This is a genomic window from Xanthomonas populi (assembly GCF_002940065.1).
GTDB lineage: Bacteria > Pseudomonadota > Gammaproteobacteria > Xanthomonadales > Xanthomonadaceae > Xanthomonas > Xanthomonas populi.
Genome location: NZ_MDEJ01000030.1, coordinates 15,395 through 35,969, shown reverse-complemented (window position 1 = coordinate 35,969; position 20,575 = coordinate 15,395). Strand labels below are relative to the sequence as shown.

Below are 20,575 nucleotides of genomic sequence, written 5' to 3'. Positions count from 1 at the left end.
CGCCATGCGCGCACTTGTTTCTACACGATCCGGGTGCAACCAGCTGATCTATCTCGGGAAAACGTGGGGAAACCTCAGCGGCCGACCCCGATTTTGTCCGTGAGTTTGCCGACCGCATGCTGTTGGTGGACCAGGCCCGTCTTACGCATTTGCAGGACGATCCGGTGGTGGCTGCACGCATACGCCAGGCGACCGACGCCATCTTGGCCAAGGCGGTGCAAGCGCGTGCGCGTGACAATGCGCACATCGATGCAGCACAGGTGCAGGCACAGTTCGATGCGCATCCGCACGACTACGATGAAGTGCGCTTGAGCCATCTGTTTGTGGCCCTACGTCCGCAACGCGATGCACGGCGTGGCTCACCCTTGAACGATGCGCAGGCGCTTGCACGTGCGCAGCAACTCAAGCAGCAGCTGGATGCGGGGACGCCGTTTGCAGAACTGGCGATGCGTGAGTCCGACGATGGCAGCACCGCTGCCGAAGGTGGCGAACTGTCGTCGATTTTCTTGCGTAATGTCGCCGACCCATTCGTCGCATCCGTACAGACATTGGGCGTGGGCGATGTGTCGGCACCCGTCCGTGGGCCGGAGGGTTATCACCTGATCCGTGTCGATGCGCGCACGCCTGCGACGTTTGAAACCGCGCGCGCTCAGATCGAAGTGCAATTGCGCGATCAGGCAGCCACTGCGGCGATGGAGCAGTTGCGCCAGGCCAATCCCTTGCGCTTCGATCATGCCGCGCTGGAAGCGGCGCTGCGCTGAGGCGCGCATCGGCGATGATCATCCAGTCACACCAATTGCATGTGCCACGCCCAGGGCATCTTTGGGCAGTGTCAGGAGCGTTGGGTGTTACAGCCATCGTGTTGGCAGCGGGGGCGTGGGTGATCCGCACACCGGCTGCTCGGCGCGTGCAGCACACAGCGGTAACGCAACACGTGCTGCACGTGGGTGTTGCATCCACTCGGCAGCCTGCAGACGCGTCGCAGGGATCGTTCGATAGCGCCATGCAACAACTGGCCTGTCGCGAACGTCGTGCTGACTCTGTAGCGCAGATCGCAAGGGGCGCTGGCAGCGCCACGCTGCAGTCGGGCCGCAATCGTTGCGTGGCCGGCACGCAATTACAGATCGAGGCAATGCTGCGCACTGCCGCAGCGCACGGCGATGCCGATGCGCAGCGCTATCTGCTGGCGCAGCGTGTGTCCCAGTTGATGCAAGCGGCTGTCGCCGTCGCGCCTGCCGGCATGCCGGCACAGCTTTCGCTAAGCGACGAACACGAGGTGGCTGCCAGTGTGGCCGAGCTGGAAACGCTGGCGCTGGCTGGCCATCGCGATGCCATCGATACGTTAGCGCAAGTGGTGGAATCCCCGCTGCTGCACGCACCCGACCCGGTGTATGCGGCAGCATGGCGGCTGGCTGCACGCCAACCGCTGGCGCGCGCGCTTGATACAGCGGCACCGCTGCAAGCCGAAGACGAAGTGCTGGAATCGCTCACGCAACAGCAGCAGCAACAGGCACGTGAACTGGCGGTTGAGTTGTTCGGCTATTGCTGCAGCACGCGTGCTGCCACCGCAGATTGACGCGGCACGTCTATGGCGAACGAGATAGCGCGCTTCTACGCGCTTCTAACGGCAGCGCAGACTGTCAGCGTCCGCGCAGGGTGCATGGATGTGCCCGCTCAGCGGAAATACCGTGCCTTCAACGGCAGCGTCGCCGCACCGATGGCGCAGGCGTCGGCCGTTGCTTGGGCCTGCAGCAGCAGCGGCATCGGGCGAGCCTGGCCGCGGCGCGGCAGGTTGTCGATCTGTACTGCAGCGATCAGGCGCTGGGCCAGGTCGGGTCGTCGCCGGCCAGGACTGCACGCACATCCGGCAGCACCACGCCGTCTTCGGCGAGCAGTTCGCGCAGCAATTCCAGCGTGGCGCGTGCGCGTTTCTGCGCCGGCAGCATGCCGGCGAACTCACCGGCATTGCCACACGCGCCGCGCATGACCTGGCCGTGGATGATCAGACCGCCGCCGAAGCGGTAGCTGAGAGAGAGATAGGCAAAGTCGCGATGGCGCCGGCCCACGCCCAGCATCGCTTCGCCAGCGGCGGCCACGCTGCCGTCGTTGTCCATCCATACCGGTTGCGCGCAGGCCTGCGCCAGCCACGGCGCCAGCGCGAACTCGTCGAGCGCGCGCAGCGGGTCTGGCGGATTGATGCGCCCGTCATCACCGGTGAAACACCCGCTCATCGCCAGCCCGATCCCGCTGCGCCTGCGGGCGAGACCGTCCCCGTTCAATTGGATGCGGTGCAGGTCTCCGGCCAGCACCTGTCGATCCGCCAGGCCATCGGCGCCAAGCGCGAGGCGGCGGTGGTGTCCGACGGCGCGGCTGCCGACGATATCGGCTCGATCCCGGACTTCGGCCTGGGTGAGGCGCTGCAGCGCGTGCCGTGGGTGTCGATGGTGGTCAACAACGGCCGCGGCGAAGCGCAATTCATGCGCCTGCGCGGCTTCAATCCCGACTACAACAACGTGCTGATCGATGGCGTGGCGCTGCCCTCCACCGAAACCAGCCGCCGCGTGCAAGCGCTGGACGTGATTCTCGCTTCGCTGGCGCAGCAGCTGGACATCTCCAAGACCTTCAATGCCGACCTGGACAGCAATGCCATCGGCGGCATCGCTGCGTTGCGCACGCGCAGCGCCTTCGATCACGACGGCCGATCACGACGGCCGCTTCGCCACCGTGCGCGCCAATGTGGCTGACTGGGAATCGCCGGCACCTGCAGGGCAGCACACCGTCCGGGCAGGTGCAGGGAAGTTTCAGCGACACCTTCGGGCCGGACGATCACTTCGGCGTGGTGCTGTCGGCGGATTATTTTCGTCGCGATTCCTCATCGTTGAACACCGCCATCGACAGCGACAGCTATTACGCCAACGGCGTGCGGCAGAACCTCACTCCCGGCCTGGACACGGACCGGCTGGCGATCGCGCCGGATCGTTTCCGCCCGCTCAGTTACGACATCGTGCGCCAGCGCCGCAGCGTGTTCGGCAAGCTCGAATACGACGACGGCGAAGACGTGAAACTGGCCGTCAGCGCGGGCGTGTTCGAACACAGCAACGACGAGCGGCGTCGTTCGCAATGGATCAACCGCGTCGGCAATTCAACGATCGCAGACACCGACACTGGCCGCTATGCACAAGGCAGCGCGCAGGTGGATGCCAACCGTTTGATCAGACCCGCACACTGCGCTATGCGCAACGCGGCGGCAGCTTCCGGCTCACTCCGCAAGGCCATGCGGATGTTCTGCTCAACCGCGCCACCGGCAAGTATCGGCAGGACACCCGCGAGGACGTGTTCAGTGCCGCCGCCGCCTTGCGGCTGGGCTTTGGGTATGCGCTCAGCGACGATGCGCGCCCGAGCATCGCCTTGGTCGATGCCGATGCGCGCGGTTGGGGATTTCGCACCGGCCTGCAGTACCGCGATCTGCAGCAGCGCTACAACCTGGACGAAGTGCGCCGCACTCCAGACGGCCGGGTGAGTTTGGCAACGATTGGAACCGACAACGCGCGCATCTGCCCGTATGCCGATGTCATCTGCCTGCTGCTGATCGGCCCGGCCAAGGTCGCCGCCTTCGCCACCGCCTCGCCAGGCGCCTACGTGTTGGCTACTCCCAATGCGCGCAACAGCGCAATCAGCGACTTTGGCATCGACGAGCGCAATGGCGCCGCCTATGTGATGGGCACCTGGCATGGCGAACGCACGCTGGCCACGCTCGGCCTGCGCAACGGATATCTGCAGCGCGACGTGCTCAGCGCGCTGCCGCCACCGCTCAGCAGCACCAGCAACTACGTGCAGCAATCGGCCGACAGCGATGGCCGCTTCCTACCGCCCTCGGCCACTCTTGCCTGGGACATCACCCCGGCATTGAAACTGCGCATCGCCAGCGGCCGTACGAGTGGTCTGCCCACGTATGCCGACATCGGCCAGAACAGCAGCCCGGTGGTCGATGCCACCGGCTTGACCATCAATCGCAGCATCGCCGATCCGCTGCTGCGTCCACGCCGCGCGGACACTCTAGATATCTTTCGCTGGCATGCTATCCGGACCGCGATGCGCCACGGTCGGTGGCGCTGTTCCACAAGCGCATCGGCGATGAAATCGTGCGCCTGACCAGCACCGACACGCAGACCGATCCCGGTGGGCTGCTCGGCACCTATCAGGTCACCACCACCCAGGCGATCAATACCGGCGATGCGCAGGTGCAGGGCATCGGATTCACCGCCATCGATAGATGCGATCACCAGTTGCGACGCGCAGCTGGCCTGGCGCTTTGGCAAGCAGCTGCGCCTCACCCTACAAGGCCGTAATCTCACCAATGCCCGGCTCACGCGCGTAATCGGCGCCGACCAACAACTGATGCGCGAACAGCTCGACAACGGCCGCGCCTACTACCTGGGAGTGGACTATGCGTTCTGATCGAGGTGGCGCATCGGCACTGTTGCTTGCATCGCTGGCAACGCTGGCCGGCAGCGCCATGGCGGGCGATGCCGCAATGCCGCAATGCCGCCGACAGGCGCACCATTCGTGGCGATGGAGACCCTCGTCAGCGGTGATTGCTGGGGCCAATAGCCAAACGATGTGCTGGCCGCGGTGAGCCGTTGCAAACCGGCCGAGCGCGATCGCATCGCCTTGCAGGTGCCCGACGATGCCGATGGCCCGGCACGCGCTGGCATCGGTGGCCAACCCTGCAGCGGCGCGCGCTGCGCAGGCTTTGCGCAAGTGCTGCAACTTGCGCCCTCGCAACGGCTGTTGCTGCGCACGCCACCAGCACGTATCGACGCGGTACTGGCCGCATTGGATCAAGCCCATGCACGCGACCGCGCCAGCATCGAACCGCTGGTGCAGCCGGTGCAAGCACCCAGCGCGCCGGTGACGCTGGCACCCGGCGTACGCTACTGGCGGCAAGCGCTGAGCGCACCGCAACCGGTGATGCTGCATATCGCCGAGATCGACCTGACCACTCCCGGGCTGCAATTGGTCGGCACGCGCGGCGAGCGCAGCGGCGGCGGCGAATTTCTCGCCAACCCCACGATCGCCTTCGTCCGCGATGATGGTCTGGCGTTGGCGACCAATGCCGATTACTTCCTGCCGTTCGATGGCGGGCATCTGTTCGACAACGCATTCGTGCCGTCCACGGGGCAGGGCGTTACTGCCGAAGGTCTGTCGATCGAAGGCGGCCACCTGGATTCGGCCGCCGCCACCAGCGATACGCGCGTCAACGCAGCGCTGTGCGTGAGCGCGCGCAACGCGGTCAGCATCGTGCACGGCAGTTGCCCATCCGGCACCCGCATGGGTGTGGGTGCCGGCCCGCTGCTGCTGCGCGACCGCACGCGTCAGCCACGCGAGGCCAGCCGCGCCGAGTACTACGATGGCCCCGAACCGCGCAGCGCCTTGGGCCTGGACCGCGCGCGCAAGACGCTCTGGATGGTGGTCGCCGACGGCCGTCAACCCGGCTATAGCGCCGGTATGACCCTGAACGCGCTGACCGCAGCGGTGCAGCAGCTCGGCGCCACAATCCGCCATCAACCTGGACGGCGGCGGCTCCAGCACCCTTGCCGCACGCGTGGACGGGCGCGTGCGCACGCTCAACCGGCCGATCCACACCGGCATCCCCGGGCGCGAACGCCCGGTCGCCAACCAGCTCGGCGTGCGGATCGCCCCCGCAACCCTGAGACGCAAGCGAGCGGCGCGTTACCATGGTGGTTTGAACCACGGCCCGCGCCATGAAAATTGCCTCCTGGAACGTCAACTCGCTTAACGTGCGCCTGCCGCATCTGCAACAGTGGCTGGGCACGTTTGCGCCCGACGTGGTCGGCATCCAGGAAACCAAGCTGGAAGACCACAAGTTTCCGGATGCGGCGCTGGCGGCGCTTGGTTATCGCAGCGTGTTCTGCGGGCAGAAGACCTACAACGGCGTGGCGATCCTGTCGCGCGCGCCAGCGCTGGATGTGCAGATGGGTATCCCCGGCTTCGAGGACGTGCAGCAGCGCGTAATCGCCGCCACCGTCGATGGCGTACGCATCGTCAATCTGTATGTGGTCAACGGCCAGGACGTGGACACCGACAAGTACGCCTACAAGCTGCGCTGGCTCGCTGCGGTGCATGCGTGGCTGGCGCAGGAACTGCAAACGTACCCGCAGCTGGTGGTGCTGGGCGACTTCAACATCGCCCCGGATGCGCGCGATGTGCACGACCCGGTGGTGTGGAACGAGCACCACATTCTCACCTCCAGCGCCGAGCGCGCGGCGCTGGAGCAGCTGCTGGCGCTGGGCTTGCACGATGCGTTCCGTCTGCATCACGACGCCGCCGAGCAATTCAGTTGGTGGGATTACCGCCAGGCCGGGTTCCGCCGCAATCTCGGCCTGCGCATCGATCTGACCCTGGTGTCGGATGCGTTACGCGCACGCGCCGTGGAATCGGGCATCGACCGCGAACCGCGAACCTTTGAGCGCCCCAGCGATCATGCACCAGCCTGGGTGCGGCTGGCAGGCGTCTGCGCATGAGCGAGCGCACGCTACGGCGCAGCACCTACAAGGTGGGCGAGGTCACGCTCGGGCCGGTGCATCGATTGAGTTGCCATTGCGGCGCGGTGCAGATCGATCTGGACCTACCGCACGGCCTGCTCGATCCACGCCGCTGCGATTGCTCGATGTGCCGGCGGCGCGGCGCCATCGTCGCCTCGGTGACGCTGGATGGCTTGCATGTGCTGCAAGGCGAAGACGTGCTGCGCTTGTATCAGTTCAACACGCACGCGGCGGCGCATTATTTCTGCGGCGTGTGCGGTATCTATACCCACCATCGGCGACGTTCCAATCCCAACGAATACGGCTACAACGTCGGTTGTCTGGAAGGCGTCAATCCGTACGCGTTGAACATTGCGGTGCCGGTGGAAGATGGTGTCAACCATCCTGCCGATCGTGTTGCGGCAAGCGGTTGATGTCGCAGATGGCTGAAACGACAACGCCCCGGCAAGCCCGGGGCGTTGCGGAGGTACCGGCACGCCTGGATCAGCGCACACGGCCACGCGTAAACAGATTGACGATCGCCAGCAGGATCACCGCACCCACCAGCGACCACACGAAAGTCCACAGCGTGATGGCCTGATTGATGCCGCCACCTAACAGGAAACCGGCGATCAGCGCACCCACAATACCGACCACGATGTTGAGGATGATGCCCTGCTGCGCATCGCGACGCATGATGATGCTTGCCAGCCAACCCACGATGCCGCCGACGATCAACCAGATGATGATGCCCATGTTGCCGATCTCCATGTCCGTTTGCATCGGAAGTGATGCATGGCCGCTATTCAACGCGCCCAGGCGTGAAGTACCTGTCGAGTGCGATACAGCGCACTGCCGTGTGCTCGGCCGAGCGGACGCGGCGTGACAGCGCACGCAAGCTGGCAACACGGCCCGGTGCAGCTATGGCTGCGCCCGCACCGGCATGGCGAACGCGGCGAGCCGCAGGCTCGGCAACTGCTGGGTCGGGCACTGGGAATGGACCCTGAAAACGTGCCATTGCAGCGCGATGCGCGCGGGCGTCCGTGGCTGCGGCCGGCCTTGCCCAACCGGGATGCCGGCTGGAGCCACAGCGGTGAGTACCTGCTAGTCGGCCTGGGCGAAGGTGTGCGGCTGGGCGTGGACCTGGAACGCATTCGCCCGCGCCCACGCCTGCTGGAGATCGCGCATCGCTTTTTCCATCCCGACGAAATCGCCCTGCTGATCGCACTGGAGCCAGCGCCGCAGCAAGCGCTGTTTTTTCGCCTGTGGTGCGCCAAGGAAGCCTTGCTCAAGGCCTACGGGCATGGTCTGTCGTTCGGCCTGCATCGGCTCGCCTATGCGCCGGCGCCCGACGGCGCATTGCAACTGCAGTGGTGCGATCCGGAACTCGGTCTTGCCGCCCACTGGCAACTGCACGAATGGTGGGCTGCGCCGGAGTGCCGTGCGGCGCTGGCGTTTTATCCATTGGCTGCCGAATAAGCGCGGCGATCAATCGACTGCGTTCTTGCCAAGCAGGAGTGACCTGCGTTGTGCATCGGCATGCTGCACACGCCTGCCGTTGGTTCCTGCGTGTTGTGAGTGCCCGGCGAGCGTTCGCGATGTAGCGTCAAGCGCGTTCAATCCGCACCGCATCGTGCGGCAAGATCGGCTGGCGAAAATGCGCTACGCCATCCAGGTCGCGCAAGGTCACCGTCAGCACGCCACTGCCGCCATCGATCTCCACTTCGCCAAAGAATTGAAATCCCGCCAGCGGCGACAGGTTCGGTCCGGGTGGTGCCTTCTGGAACACCACCGTCGGGCCGAAAGTGGCATCCAATGCATTCGGGCCGAAACTGCCCGCATTAAGCGGGCCGGCGACGAACTCCCAGAACGGCTCGAACTGCTGAAACGCGGCGCGGTCCGGGTGGTAGTAATGGGCGGCGCAGTAGTGCACATCGGCGGTCAGCCACACCGTGTTGCGGATGCGCGCTGCGCTGATGAAACGCAGCAGTGCGGCGATCTCTTGTTCGCGACCGCGCGGCACGCCCGGGTCGCCATTGGCGATCGCTTCCCAGCGCGCCCGGCCTGCGGCATCGTGCCCATCGGGCACCTGCAGGCCGATCGGCATGTCGGCGGCAATTACCTTCCATTGCGCGCGTGAGCCGGCCAGTTCGCGTTGCAGCCACGCCAGTTGTTGCGCGCCGAGAAATGCCGCGTCCGCGCCCGGTTGCGGCTGCAGATTGTCGCTGTTGGCGCCGCGATCACTGCGCATGTCCAGCACGAACACATCCAGCAGCGGGCCATAACTGATCTTGCGATAGATGCGCCCGTCGCCATCGGCGCGCACGCCGCGCATCGGCGCATATTCCAGAAACGCGCGACGTGCGCGCCCGGCCAGCACCTCGATATCGCGCACCCGATAGCGCTCGTCCAGTTGCTTGCCGGGCGACCAGTTGTTGGTGGTTTCGTGATCGTCCCATTGCCAGAGTTGCGCGACCTCGGCATTGAAGCGGCGCACATGCGCGTCGAGCAGGTTGTAGCGGTAATTGCCGCGAAATTCGTCCAGCGTTTCGGCCACCTTGCTCTTGGCCGCGGTGGTGAGATTGCGCCAGCGCTTGCCCTCTTCGACGATCAGCTCGGCCGGGATCGGGCCATCGGCATAGATGGTGTCGCCGCTGTGCAGGAAGAAATCCGGGTTGCGCTCGCGCATCGCGCTGTAGATGCGCATGCCGCCGATGTTCGGATTGATGCCGAAGCCCTGGCCCACGGTGTCGCCGCTCCACACAAACCGCACATCGCCCCGCGCCTGCGGCGCACTGCGCAGATGGCCGTGCACCGGCGCGCTCAAGACGCCGTTATCGGCATCTTCGAAGCGCACCCGGTAGAAGATGTCCTGATCGCGCGGCAATGCATCCAAGTCCACACGCGCAGTGAAATCGTGCGCCGGCACCGCCATCGGCCCGTCCACGCGGCGCGCCTGGCGCAGGCTGGGGCGCGTATCCCATTCCACCCACAGCCGCGCCGGCCGATCGCAGCGACTCCACAGCATCGCGCGGCTCTCCAGCACATCGCCGCTCTGCACCCCGTCGGTGATCACCGGCCGCCCGGAGGGCGCGGCCAGACTACGCGTGGACCAAGCGGCGGTGGCGGGCAACAACAGCCCGGCCCCCAAACCTTGCAACACGCGGCGGCGGGCGGGATCGGAGACGGGCATGGGCGTGCTCGACAAGACGTTGGGCGGCGGTCTCCAGATGTACTGCGGTCGTCTTACCGCCGCGTGGCCGTGGCAAGTGTCCGGTGCCGTTGCGCGAAGCGGGTCACGCACGCGTCATAAGCGTGGCCGTCCACGTGGGCGGTGTCATCAAGCACCGCGCTGCCGACCGCGGCCGCCACCTGCGATAATCGCACAATGAACGATGTCGCACTTGCCCCCGATGTAGCCGCTGCGCTGGCCAACGGCCTGCAGGCTCAATCCCTGGACGCGGCGTTTGCCGCGCCGTTGTTGCGCTATCTGACGCTGCTGGTGCGTTGGAACAAGACCTACAACCTCACCGCCGTGCGCGACCCGCGCGCGATGGTCACCCGCCATCTGCTTGATTCGCTGGCCATGCAGCCCTACATCGCCAGCGGCACGCTGGCCGATCTGGGCACCGGCCCCGGCCTGCCGGGCATTCCGCTGGCGATCACCCGCCCGCAGCTGCAGGTGACGCTGGTGGAAAGCAACGGCAAGAAGGCGCGCTTCATGCGCGAGGCGTTGCGTCAGCTGGCGCTGGGCAATGCACGCGTGGCCGAGTCGCGCGCCGAGGCGCTGGACGAACCGGCCGCCTACGACCACCTCACCGCGCGGGCGCTGGATACGCTGGCCGGCATCATTGAAGTGGGCGGGCACCTGCTGCGCCCGGGCGGCAGCCTGCTGGCGATGAAGGGCATCTACCCGCACGACGAGATCGCCGCACTGCCCGCCGGCTGGAGCGTCGGCGAGGTGCATCCGCTGCAGGTGCCCGGCCTGGACGGCGAGCGGCATCTGGTGGTGGTGCGCAAGGCAGGCTGAAGCGGTGGCCTGCGTATCTGGGTCTCGCGCATTGCGGACGCTAAAAGCCACGGCGCCTGGTCGCATCTCCCGCCTGCTGGGGAAGGCACCCGAAGGGACGGTGGCACGCGCGCCACCGGAGATAGCCCTCACCCCAATCCCCAATCCCGACGCTGGGACTTCCGGCCCATGGCAGTGGCCGCCCAGGCTGCCATGATCGAACGATCGATCCAGACGCAGGCCGCCCGCACGTGACATCTCGTCTCGCCGCCGCACTCACGCTCGCCCTGTGGGCGCAAGCTTCGTCGCCGCTTCGGCGCAGGCCACCGCACCGGCACCGGTGGCGCCTGTGGCGCCGCCTGCCACGCTGACTGCCGAGCGCCCCACCGATGCGCGCTTCCGCGCCATCTACGAAAAGGAATGGAGCTGGCGCCAGGCAGAGACCGGCCAGGCGGACGAAGACAGCGACACCACTGGCGACAATACCCATCTGCCCGATGTCGGCCCGGCCGCGCAGCAGGCGCGCCTGGCAGTGTGGGACGGCGTGCTCAAGCAGCTCGATGGCATCGACCCGAAGCAGCTCTCGCCCGCCAACCAGGTCAATTACGCCATCTACCGCCCGCAGGTGGAAGACCTCGCCGCTGAGGTGCGCCTGCGCCTGTACGAGATGCCGTTCAATTCGGACAGCTCGTTCTGGTCCAACCTGGGCCTCATGGCGCAGCGGCCGATGAAGACCGCTGCCGAGTACCGCGCCTATATCGCGCGCCTCAATGATGTGCCGCGCTACTTCGACCAGCAGACCGCCAATATGCGCGCCGGCCTGGCACGCGGTTTCAGCGTGCCGCGTGCGGTGCTGGATGGCCGCGATGTCTCCATCGCCACCGTGGCCGTGGCCGTGGCCGTGGTCAAAGATCCCACCGCGTCCAGCTTCTACGCACCGTTCAAGCAGCTGCCGTCCCAGATCCCCGCTGCCGAACAGGCGCAGTTGCGCGAACAGGCCAAGGCCGCGCTCAGCGGCGCGGTATTGCCGGCCTACGCCAAGCTGCTGACCTTCTTCCGCAACGACTACATGCCACAGGCGCGCACCACGCTGGCGGCCGAAGCGCTGCCCGACGGCAAGGCGTTCTACCGCCAGCAGATCCGCGAATACACCACGCTGGAACTGACCCCGGAGCACATCCACCAGATCGGTCTGGACGCGGTGGCGCGCATCCAGGCGCAGATGAACGCGATCATCCGGCAGGTCGGCTTCAAGGGCAGCTTTGCGCAGTTCCTGACCTTCCTGCGCACCGATCCGCAGTTCTACGCCAAGACCCCGCAGGAGCTGCTCGATCGCGCCGCGTGGATCTCCAAGCGCGTGGACGGGCAGGTCGGCACGTTCATCGGCACGCTGCCGCGCGGGCGCTTCACTATCAAGCCGGTGCCGGACGATATCGCCCCGTTCTGGACCGCCGGGAGCGTGGGCGCCACCACCTACGGGTCAACACCTACAACCTGCCATCGCGGCCGTTGTACACCCTGCCGGCGCTGACCTTGCACGAGTCCTCGCCCGGTCATTCGCTGCAGGGCTCGCTGGCGTTGTAGCAGGGCGATCAGCCCGCGTTCCGCCGCGAAAACTACATTTCCGCCTGCGACGAAGGCTGGACGCTATACACCGAAAAGCTCGGCCAGGAGATGGGCATCTACCAGACCACGTACGAAGAATTCGGCCGGCTCACCTACGAAATGTGGCGCGCCTGCCGGCTGGTGATCGACACCGGCGTGCACCACGACGGCTGGAGCCGCGATCAGGCGCTGGCTTAGAGCGGCTAACAAAACGTAGCGAGCAGTCGTCAGGTGGGTGCGGACGGCGCGCTCAGAACCGGAGTGTACGAGTGGTACATGCCGATTCCGAGCACCGGCCGCGCCCGCCTGGCGGTGAGCGCAGTAGTTTTGTTAGCCGCTCTTACTTGCGCGACCGCACCGCGCTGAGCGAGCACGAGGTCACCACCGAGGTGGACCGCTACATCTCCTGGCCCGGCCAGGCGCTGAGCTACACGCTGGGCGAGATCACCCTCGTCAAGCTGCGTGGCGAGGCCGAAAAGGAGCTGGGCGACCGCTTCGACATCAAGGCCTTCCACGACGCGGTACTGAAGCAGGGCTCGGTGACCTTGCCGGTGCTGGAGCAGCAGGTGCGCGCCTTTATCGCCGACAGCAAGGCACGCCCGGCCGACGCCAAGCCGGCCCGCAACGCGGCGCTGTGATGCCCGGGGGCATCTGGAGCGGCTGACAGGACCACTGTAGAGCGTCTGGTCTGTGGTTTGGCTGCAAGGCCCTTGCCCGCCCACCATCGCAGGACACGCCGCAAGTACGTCCTTGTAGGCTCTTACGCGGCATCCGTGCCGCATAAGGTCCCGCGACGGTGCGCGGGTAAGGACCAGTCGAGATGGTCGGTGTGCATGCTTTTGAACAAAGCAACCTACAACTCTCTGGTGCGGTGTCCTCGCCGCTTGCGGGACCGTGTGGCGGCATGGATGCCGCCAATGAGCCTCCAAGAATGGATTCACGGCGTGTCCCGCGAGCGGTGAGGGCATCGCGCCCTCTGTTCACCAAGGCTTTTGCCCTGAGCTTCCGACTGCACTTAAACGAAGCTCCGCCATGCATGCGATTGTGTAACCGCCCCGGCCCCCGATACGCTGCGCCCATGTTGCTTCGCCGCGCCCGCCTGTTGCACTCCTTGCTGCGCCTGATGGCGCTGGTAGTGCTGGCCATGGGCGTGCTGGTCGCACCAGTGGCCTGCGCGCTGGGCGATGTGCATGCGCTGGCGCACGACCAGATGCACCTGGAAGACACCGCGCCGCATGGCCATGACGGCACCGATGAAGGCGATGCCGGCGAGCGCGATGGTGCCGGCCTGATGCACGCCTTGATGCATAGCGGCTACTGCCACGGCCAGAATCCGGCCGTGTTGCCGGCGCTGGTCTGGCTGCCGTTGTCCATGCACACGCAGGCCAGGCCTGTGGCCGTCTTCGCGTACTACCGCTCGCAGCTGAGCGAGATCGGATTGCGTCCCCCGATCGCGGCGTGATGCATCGCCGGCGGCTGCCGGCCTGTCCATTGATCCCGATTCCGGAGACACCCTCATGTGGTTGCGACTGACGGCGCTTGCCGTCTTCACGGTGGTGCCGTGCGCCATGGCGCAGGACGTACCGCCCAGACCCGTGCTGACCCTGGACGACGCCATTGCGCGCGTTGCCCGGCAGCACCCCGATCTGCGCCTGGCCGACGGCCAGCGCGCGGTCCTCACCGCAGAAGCTGAGCGCGACGCTTTGCGTCCGCCCTTGCGCATCGGCGCCGAACTGGAAAACGTGTTCGGCACCGGCCCGACCCGCGCGCTGGACAAGGCCGAACTCACCGTCACCCTGGCCGGTGTGCTGGAACGCGGCGGCAAGCTCGACGCGCGCCGCACCCTGGCCCAGGCACGTATCGACGCACTGGCGCCGCAGCGGGCGCTGGCGCGTCTGGATGTGCTGGCCGACGTAGCGCGGCGTTATCTCGCTATCGGCATGGCCGCGCAACGGCATGCGGTTGCGCTGGAAACCCTGGCCCAGCGCCAGCGCACCGTCAGTGCCGCGCGCCAGCGGCTGCAGGCCGGGGCATCGCCCGAATCGGTCGTGTTGACCGCGCAAGCCCAGCAGGCGCGTGCGGAGCTGGAACGCGACCGCGCCCAGCAGGAACTGCTGGCCGCACGTCGCCAGCTGGCGGTGCTGTGGGGGCAGCGAACGCCGGACTTCGGCGCCGTCACCGGCGACCCGCTGCGGTTGCCGGCCATTCCCGAGTTCGAGGTGTTGGCGCAGCTGCTCGATGCCACCCCCGAACTGGCGCGCTTGAACGGCGAGCAGCGCGTGCGCGAGGCGCGTGTGCGGTTGGCACGCAGCCAGGCCCGCCCGGATCTGGACTGGCAGGTGGGCGTGCGCCGGCTCGAAGCCAACGACGCCACCGCACTGCTCGGCAGCGTCTCGCTGGCCTTGGGCAGCGCCGCCCGCGCGCAACCGGAGATCCGCGCCGCCGAGGCGGAGCTGTCGTTGCTTGATATCGAACGGCAGTCGCAGGCGTTGGTGCTCTACACCACCCTGGCCGATGCGCATGGCCGCTACCGCGCCGCGCAGCTGGAAGTGACGCGCATGCGCAGCGATGTGTTGCCTGCACTTGCGCGCGCCGATGCCGCCGCCGAGCGCGCCTACCGCGCCGGTGCGACCAGTTATCTGGACTGGGCGCAGCTGCAGGCGCAGCGCAGCGATGCACGTCAGCAGCAACTGGCCGCCGCGTTGGAAGCGCAGACCGCGTTGATCGAGATTCAGCGCTTGACCGGGCAGCCGTTTGTGGTTGAAGTCGCTGCGCAGGTGGGGCCATGAGCGCTACTTCCGCTGCGCGTTTTCGCGCGGCCTGCATGCGTCCGCTTGGATCTGCTGCGCCAGCATCGGCATCGGCATCGGCATCGGCATCGGCATCGGCATCGGTATCGGTATCGGCATCGGCATCGGTATTGGCATTGGCAACCGCAACCGCGTCGGCATCCAGCAGTCGCCACGCGATGCTCGCGCCTAGCGCGGATTCAGCGCATCCCTTCTTCGTTCGTTCGCCCGACCAGTGCGCCGGCGCCAACCAGGATTCCCTTCGATGACACGTCTTTTGATCGCGCCGCTTGTGTTGGCGCTGTTGCTGAGCGGCTGCGGCCGCAGTAGCGAACAAGCCCATGAGCACGAAACGCCCGGCGCAGAGGTTGAAGCCGACGCACACGGCGAAGAAGCACAAAAGGGCGCACACGGCGGCCGCCTGCTCAGCCAGGACGGCGACAGCGTGGAGCTGGCGATTGCCGAAGACGGCACGGCGCCGACGTATCAAGCCTGGCTGTATCGCGACGGCAAACCATTACCGCCCAGCGCCGGCAGCGTGGAGGTGCGTTTGACCCGGCTCGGCGGCGTCAACGAAGTGCACCAATTGCGTGCGCGCGACGACGGCAGTCTGCTGGCCGACAGCACCGTGGGTGAGCCGCACTCGTTCGATGTCGAGGTGCGTGCCACCGTGCAGGGCAAGCCGCGCCGCTGGGTCTATCCCAGCTATGAAGGCCGCACCACCATCGCGGCAAAGATCGCGCAGGACGCCGGTATTCGGGTTGCGTCCGTTGGCCCCGGCAGCATTGCCGACCAGCATGAAGTGCAAGGTCTGTTGACGCCGGCAGAAGGTGCGCAGGCGCAGGCGACCGCACGCTTTCCCGGTCCGGTGCGCAGCTTGCGCGTCAACGTCGGCGATCAGGTGCGCGCCGGTCAGGTCTTGGCCACGGTGGAGAGCAATCTGAGCCTGACCACCTACTCGGTGAGCGCACCGATCGGCGGCACCGTGCTGGTGCGCAACGCCAGCCTGGGCAGCAATGCGGGCGAAGGCCAGTCGCTGTTCGAGATTGCCGACCTGTCGAGCTTGTGGGTGGATCTGCACATCTTCGGCGCCGACGCCGGGCACATCACCGCGGGCGCACCCGTGACGGTGACGCGCATCAGCGATGGGGTGGTGGCGCAGACCACGTTGGAGCGCGTGTTGCCGGGCACCGCCACTGCCAGCCAGAGCACGGTGGCGCGCGCGGTGTTGCGCAACAGCGATGGCTTGTGGCGGCCAGGGTCGGCGGTGAAGGCGCGGGTGACGGTGGCGCAGCAACCGGCGGCGATGGTAGTGCCGGCGGGCGCGTTACAGCAGTTTCGCGACTGGGAGGTGGTGTTTGTGCGGGTGGGGGATGTGTACGAGGTACGGCCGGTGAAGTTGGGCGCGCGCGATGCGCAGCAGGTGGAGGTGGTTTCAGGGGTTGCGTTGGGGGATGCGGTGGTGGTGGAGCAGAGTTATCTGGTGAAGGCGGATATCGAAAAATCGGGGGCGTCGCATGATCATTGATCAGGGTGCGCGCGGGTCGGCTGTTTCTCAACTTCACCTTAAACAATTTCATATTCAACGGCAGGGGCTTTCGCGCCCTCTCGGGCGTGCGTCACTTTTCGTTGCTTGTGCTGAGCAGGCGTTATTGGAGAATGCCTCGATAGACGCGTGTGCGAGTGTTGGTGTGACTCGGCGCGCGGTTGCGCTGAACATGCGCGGAGGTGCGCCTCATGCTCACTAACCTCATTCGGTTCGCGATTGCGCAGCGGTGGTTGATGCTGGCGTTGACGGGGGTGTTGATTGCGATCGGGGCGTGGAGTTTTTCGCGGTTGCCGATCGATGCGACGCCGGATATCACCAATGTGCAGGTGCAGGTCAATACGGCAGCGCCAGGGTATTCGCCGTTGGAGTCCGAGCAGCGGGTGACGTTTCCGCTGGAGACGGTGTTGGCGGGGCTGCCGGGTTTGGAATCCACGCGCTCGTTGTCGCGCTATGGGTTGTCGCAGGTGACAGCCGTGTTTGCCGATGGCACCGATCTGTATTTTGCGCGGCAGCAGGTGGCCGAGCGTTTGCAGCAGGTCAAATCGCAGTTGCCGGCCGATCTGGAGCCGCAGCTGGGGCCGATTGCGACCGGCTTGGGCGAGATCTTCATGTACACGGTGGAAGCCAAGCCGAATGCGCGCAAGCCCGATGGCAGTGCGTGGACGGCCACCGATCTGCGCACCTTGCAGGATTGGGTGGTGCGCCCGCAGTTGCGCAATGTGCCCGGCGTCACCGAGGTCAACACCATCGGCGGCTATGCGCGGCAGATTCACATCACCCCGGATCCGGCACGCCTGGTGGCATTGGGTTTCACGTTGGACGATGTTGCGCGCGCGGTGGAAGCGAACAATCGCAATATCGGTGCCGGCTATATCGAGCGTAACGGGCAGCAGTTTCTGGTGCGGGTGCCCGGGCAGGTGGATGACGTCGCCCAGATTGGCGCAATTGTGTTGGATCGACGCGAGGGTGTGCCGATCCGGGTGCGCGATGTGGCGCAGGTTGGGGAAGGGCGCGAGTTGCGCACAGGTGCGGCCACGCAGGACGGGACCGAAGTGGTGCTCGGCACGGTGTTCATGCTGGTCGGTGCCAATAGCCGTACCGTGGCACAAGCTGCGGCGCAGCGCCTGGAAGTGGCCAATGCCAGTTTGCCAGCTGGCGTGCAGGCGGTAACGGTCTACGATCGCACCGCGTTGGTGGACCGCACCATTCTCACCGTCGCCAAGAACCTGATCGAAGGCGCGTTTCTGGTGATCGTGGTGTTGTTTCTGCTGCTGGGCAATGTGCGTGCGGCGTTGATCACCGCAGCGGTGATTCCGTTGGCGATGTTGTTCACGCTTACCGGCATGGTGCGTGGTGGGGTGTCAGGCAACTTGATGAGTCTGGGGGCGCTGGATTTCGGTTTGATCGTCGATGGCGCGGTGATCATCGTGGAGAACTGTTTGCGTCGCTTCGGCGAAGCGCAACTGCGCCTGGGGCGTGTGCTTGAGCGCGATGAGCGCTTTGAACTCACTGCCGACGCAACTGCAGAAGTGATCCGCCCCAGCCTGTTCGGTCTGGGCATCATCACTGCGGTGTATCTGCCGGTGTTCGCGCTCACCGGCATCGAAGGCAAGATGTTCCATCCAATGGCGATCACCGTGGTGCTGGCGCTCAGCGGTGCGATGTTGTTGTCGCTGACCTTCGTGCCGGCGGCGATCGCGTTGTTGCTCGGCGGCAAGGTGGCCGAGCACGAAAACCGCGCGATGCGGTGGGCACGCGGTGTGTATGCGCCATTGCTGGATCGCGCGCTGCGCCACGGCCGTTGGGTCGGTATCGGCGCAGTGGCTGCAGTGGTGCTGTGCGCGGTGTTGGCAACGCGGCTGGGCAGCGAGTTCATTCCCAATCTCGACGAAGGCGATATCGCGCTGCATGCCTTGCGCATTCCCGGCACCAGCCTGGAACAGGCCATCACCATGCAATCCACGCTGGAAAAACGTATCAAGCAATTTCCGGAAGTGGCGCATGTGTTCGGCAAGCTCGGCACCGCCGAAGTGGCGACCGACCCGATGCCGCCGTCGGTGGCCGATACGTTTTTGATCATGCATCCGCGCGATCGATGGCCGGATCCGCGCAAGCCCAAGGCGCAACTGGTGGCCGAAATCGAGGAGGCGGTGAAGCAGTTGCCCGGCAACAACTACGAGTTCACCCAGCCGATCCAGATGCGCATGAACGAGCTGATTTCCGGCGTGCGTGCGGATGTGGCGATCAAGGTGTACGGCGATGATCTGGACACGCTGGTCAAGGTAGGGCAACGCGTGCAGGAGATCGCCAGCGCGGTGCCGGGCGCGGCCGATGTGAGCCTGGAGCAGGCCACCGGCTTGCCGATGCTGGCGGTGGTTCCCGATCGCGCTGCGCTTGCCGGTTACGGGCTCAATCCCGGCGTGGTGCAGGACACCGTGTCGGCAGCGGCGGGTGGGCAACCGGCCGGGCAGTTGTTCGAAGGCGACCGTCGTTTCGACATCGTGGTGCGTCTGCCGGAAGCTTTGCGTCAAGATCCGATGGCGTTGGCCGATCTGCCGATTCCGCTGCGTGGCGATGGCGAGCGCGCCGATGCGGACGAGTCCAGTCGCGCGGCTGGTTGGCGCAGCGGTGCGCCGACCACGGTGCCATTGCGCGAGGTGGCGAAGATCCAGACCGTGCTGGGGCCCAACCAGATCAATCGCGAGGACGGCAAGCGTCGCATCGTGATCACCGCCAACGTGCGCGACCGCGACCTGGGTGGTTTCGTCGCCGAGGTGCAGCAACGCGTGCAGGCCGAGGTGGTGCTGCCCACCGGCTACTGGATCGGCTACGGCGGCACCTTCGAGCAACTGATCTCCGCCGGCCAGCGCCTGGCCTGGGTGGTGCCCGGCACCTTGTTGTTGATCTTCGCGCTGCTGTACTGGTCGTTCGGCTCGCTGCGCGATGCGCTGGTGGTGTTCAGCGGCGTGCCGCTGGCCTTGACCGGTGGCGTGGTCGCGTTGGCACTGCGCGATCTGGCGTTGTCGATTTCCGCAGGCGTGGGATTTATCGCGCTGTCGGGAGTGGCGGTGCTCAACGGGCTGGTGATGATCGCCTTCGTACGCAGCCTGCGGGCCGACGGCATGCCGTTGGAGCAGGCGCTGCGCGAAGGCGCACTGAGCCGTCTGCGCCCGGTGCTGATGACCGCGTTGGTGGCAGCACTGGGCTTTGTGCCGATGGCCTTCAACGTCGGCGCCGGTGCCGAAGTGCAGCGCCCGCTGGCTACGGTGGTGATCGGCGGTATCGTCTCGTCCACCTTGCTGACCCTGCTGGTGCTGCCGGTGCTGTATCGCTGGCTGCACCGCGGGCGGGCGGGGCGAGGCCGTGCGGGCTAAGTGCTTGCGGCACATAGGAACGCCGTGCATAATGCTCAGCTCGCTGTGCCCGGTTCGCTCCGGATGGCGGCACCCAGCGCGATGGGGTTGTCGGCTCGTTTCCAGCGTAAGTATGTGATTCCCAACGTTGCGTGGCAGCCTTGCGCTGTCGGGGCCGCCGCTCCCCAGGCTATGGGTGGCCATTCATTTATCGAGGTGCGTAATGTCCCGCGTATGCCAAGTATCCGGCAAGCGTGTGCAGACGGGTAACAACGTCTCCCACGCAAACAACAGAACCCGTCGTCGCTTCCTGCCCAACTTGCACGAGCGCCGCTTCTGGGTCGCCAGCGAGAACCGTTGGGTGAAGCTCCGAGTCTCCGCGCATGCATTGCGCACCATCGACAAGAACGGGATTGATGCCGTTCTGAAAGAGCTGCGTGCGCGCGGCGAAAAGGTCTGAGGAGTAAGCAGTCATGGCAAAAGGCAAGCGTGACAAGATTCGTATGATTTCCTCGGCCGCTACCGGCCACTTCTACACCACGGATAAGAACAAGAAAAACACGCCGGGGAAGATGGAAATGATGAAATACGACCCGGTCGTGCGTAAGCACGTGATGTACAAGGAAGGCAAGATCAAGTAATCCACCGATTACACGATCTGCATCCAAGCAAACACCCGCCGAAAGGCGGGTGTTTGCGTTTGTGGGGACTTCGAACGCAGGTCA

At 65.9% G+C, this 20,575-nt stretch carries 18 protein-coding genes, 1 other RNA gene and 5 pseudogenes; 20 read left to right on the top strand and 4 right to left on the bottom strand.

The features are described from left to right. Window positions 1-77: 77 nt before the first annotated feature. Together XpopCFBP1817_RS07065 and XpopCFBP1817_RS07060 are read left to right on the top strand one after the other, a co-directional pair. Window positions 78-761: pseudogene (locus XpopCFBP1817_RS07065) on the top strand (peptidylprolyl isomerase); the annotation flags it as partial. Between the two features lie 14 nt (window positions 762-775). After that, window positions 776-1,576: a hypothetical protein gene (locus XpopCFBP1817_RS07060; protein ID WP_425479075.1), complete on the top strand. Its 801-nt coding sequence runs from the start codon at window positions 776-778 to the stop codon at window positions 1,574-1,576. Between the two features lie 98 nt (window positions 1,577-1,674). On the opposite strand, the pseudogene XpopCFBP1817_RS07055 reads toward XpopCFBP1817_RS07060, so the two are convergent. Continuing rightward, a pseudogene (locus XpopCFBP1817_RS07055) lies at window positions 1,675-2,261 on the bottom strand (ROK family protein); the annotation flags it as partial. Between the two features lie 27 nt (window positions 2,262-2,288). Here XpopCFBP1817_RS07055 and XpopCFBP1817_RS22765 point away from each other — a divergent pair. From XpopCFBP1817_RS22765 to XpopCFBP1817_RS07035, 7 genes and pseudogenes are all read left to right on the top strand, one after another. Next, the gene (locus XpopCFBP1817_RS22765; protein WP_244171097.1) at window positions 2,289-2,744 is read left to right on the top strand and encodes a TonB-dependent receptor plug domain-containing protein; all 456 of its coding nucleotides are present in this window, start codon (window positions 2,289-2,291) and stop codon (window positions 2,742-2,744) included. Next, window positions 2,626-4,152 carry a TonB-dependent receptor domain-containing protein gene (locus tag XpopCFBP1817_RS22755; protein WP_341865992.1) on the top strand — a complete coding sequence of 509 codons (1,527 nt, stop codon included), beginning with the start codon at window positions 2,626-2,628 and terminating at the stop codon, window positions 4,150-4,152. The genes XpopCFBP1817_RS22765 and XpopCFBP1817_RS22755 overlap by 119 nt, the downstream gene beginning before the upstream one ends. Next, window positions 4,107-4,349: a hypothetical protein gene (locus tag XpopCFBP1817_RS22750; protein WP_244171099.1), complete on the top strand. Its 243-nt coding sequence runs from the start codon at window positions 4,107-4,109 to the stop codon at window positions 4,347-4,349. Before XpopCFBP1817_RS22755 ends, XpopCFBP1817_RS22750 begins: the two co-directional genes overlap by 46 nt. 622 nt (window positions 4,350-4,971) lie before the next feature. Further along, window positions 4,972-5,496: pseudogene (locus XpopCFBP1817_RS23550) on the top strand (phosphodiester glycosidase family protein); the annotation flags it as partial. 109 nt (window positions 5,497-5,605) lie between these two features. Next, window positions 5,606-5,800: a hypothetical protein gene (locus XpopCFBP1817_RS23545; RefSeq protein ID WP_279627102.1), complete on the top strand. Its 195-nt coding sequence runs from the start codon at window positions 5,606-5,608 to the stop codon at window positions 5,798-5,800. Beyond that, complete coding sequence (gene xth / locus XpopCFBP1817_RS07040) at window positions 5,766-6,545, top strand: exodeoxyribonuclease III (RefSeq protein WP_128416569.1); 780 nt, start codon at window positions 5,766-5,768, stop codon at window positions 6,543-6,545. The genes XpopCFBP1817_RS23545 and xth overlap by 35 nt, the downstream gene beginning before the upstream one ends. Continuing rightward, on the top strand, window positions 6,542-6,979 hold the full coding sequence (locus XpopCFBP1817_RS07035) for a GFA family protein (RefSeq protein ID WP_128416568.1): 438 nt from the start codon (window positions 6,542-6,544) through the stop codon (window positions 6,977-6,979). Before xth ends, XpopCFBP1817_RS07035 begins: the two co-directional genes overlap by 4 nt. A gap of 70 nt (window positions 6,980-7,049) precedes the next feature. Here the strand turns inward: XpopCFBP1817_RS07035 and XpopCFBP1817_RS07030 are convergent, their stop codons facing one another. After that, complete coding sequence (locus XpopCFBP1817_RS07030) at window positions 7,050-7,301, bottom strand: GlsB/YeaQ/YmgE family stress response membrane protein (protein ID WP_128416567.1); 252 nt, start codon at window positions 7,299-7,301, stop codon at window positions 7,050-7,052. A gap of 126 nt (window positions 7,302-7,427) precedes the next feature. Here XpopCFBP1817_RS07030 and XpopCFBP1817_RS07025 point away from each other — a divergent pair, with 126 nt between their 5' ends. Further along, window positions 7,428-8,024, top strand: a complete 597-nt coding sequence (locus tag XpopCFBP1817_RS07025) for a 4'-phosphopantetheinyl transferase family protein (RefSeq protein ID WP_128416566.1) — start codon at window positions 7,428-7,430, stop codon at window positions 8,022-8,024. Window positions 8,025-8,151: 127 nt separating this feature from the next. Here the strand turns inward: XpopCFBP1817_RS07025 and XpopCFBP1817_RS07020 are convergent, their stop codons facing one another. Beyond that, window positions 8,152-9,738, bottom strand: coding sequence for an alkaline phosphatase D family protein (locus XpopCFBP1817_RS07020; protein ID WP_128416565.1), 1,587 nt, complete (start codon window positions 9,736-9,738; stop codon window positions 8,152-8,154). A 195-nt stretch (window positions 9,739-9,933) separates the two neighbouring features. Between XpopCFBP1817_RS07020 and rsmG the strand changes: the two genes are divergently transcribed. Together rsmG and XpopCFBP1817_RS07010 are read left to right on the top strand one after the other, a co-directional pair. Beyond that, window positions 9,934-10,575, top strand: coding sequence for a 16S rRNA (guanine(527)-N(7))-methyltransferase RsmG (rsmG, locus tag XpopCFBP1817_RS07015; protein WP_128416564.1), 642 nt, complete (start codon window positions 9,934-9,936; stop codon window positions 10,573-10,575). Between the two features lie 230 nt (window positions 10,576-10,805). Next, window positions 10,806-12,354 (top strand): annotated as a pseudogene (locus XpopCFBP1817_RS07010) (DUF885 domain-containing protein); the annotation flags it as partial. 6 nt (window positions 12,355-12,360) lie between these two features. Here XpopCFBP1817_RS07010 and XpopCFBP1817_RS07005 read toward each other — a convergent pair. Continuing rightward, window positions 12,361-12,437: non-coding RNA, sX9 sRNA (locus tag XpopCFBP1817_RS07005), on the bottom strand. A gap of 63 nt (window positions 12,438-12,500) precedes the next feature. Here XpopCFBP1817_RS07005 and XpopCFBP1817_RS07000 point away from each other — a divergent pair. From XpopCFBP1817_RS07000 to rpmG, 8 genes and pseudogenes are all read left to right on the top strand, one after another. After that, window positions 12,501-12,797: pseudogene (locus XpopCFBP1817_RS07000) on the top strand (DUF885 family protein); the annotation flags it as partial. 440 nt (window positions 12,798-13,237) lie between these two features. Then, a complete protein-coding gene (locus tag XpopCFBP1817_RS06995) occupies window positions 13,238-13,621 on the top strand; it encodes a hypothetical protein (protein ID WP_128416563.1) in 384 nt (127 codons plus the stop codon). Between the two features lie 55 nt (window positions 13,622-13,676). Next, window positions 13,677-14,948: a TolC family protein gene (locus XpopCFBP1817_RS06990; RefSeq protein ID WP_128416562.1), complete on the top strand. Its 1,272-nt coding sequence runs from the start codon at window positions 13,677-13,679 to the stop codon at window positions 14,946-14,948. Beyond that, window positions 14,920-15,141 (top strand): hypothetical protein, encoded by a 222-nt coding sequence (locus tag XpopCFBP1817_RS06985; RefSeq protein WP_128416561.1) that lies wholly within the window; start codon window positions 14,920-14,922, stop codon window positions 15,139-15,141. Before XpopCFBP1817_RS06990 ends, XpopCFBP1817_RS06985 begins: the two co-directional genes overlap by 29 nt. A gap of 72 nt (window positions 15,142-15,213) precedes the next feature. After that, the gene (locus tag XpopCFBP1817_RS06980; RefSeq protein WP_128416560.1) at window positions 15,214-16,476 is read left to right on the top strand and encodes an efflux RND transporter periplasmic adaptor subunit; all 1,263 of its coding nucleotides are present in this window, start codon (window positions 15,214-15,216) and stop codon (window positions 16,474-16,476) included. 209 nt (window positions 16,477-16,685) lie between these two features. Continuing rightward, a complete protein-coding gene (locus XpopCFBP1817_RS06975) occupies window positions 16,686-19,871 on the top strand; it encodes an efflux RND transporter permease subunit (RefSeq protein WP_128416559.1) in 3,186 nt (1,061 codons plus the stop codon). A gap of 202 nt (window positions 19,872-20,073) precedes the next feature. Beyond that, a complete protein-coding gene (gene rpmB, locus XpopCFBP1817_RS06970; protein ID WP_002809459.1) occupies window positions 20,074-20,310 on the top strand; it encodes a 50S ribosomal protein L28 in 237 nt (78 codons plus the stop codon). 13 nt (window positions 20,311-20,323) lie between these two features. Beyond that, the gene (rpmG, locus tag XpopCFBP1817_RS06965; RefSeq protein WP_002809462.1) at window positions 20,324-20,491 is read left to right on the top strand and encodes a 50S ribosomal protein L33; all 168 of its coding nucleotides are present in this window, start codon (window positions 20,324-20,326) and stop codon (window positions 20,489-20,491) included. The last annotated feature ends 84 nt before the right edge of the window (window positions 20,492-20,575 follow it).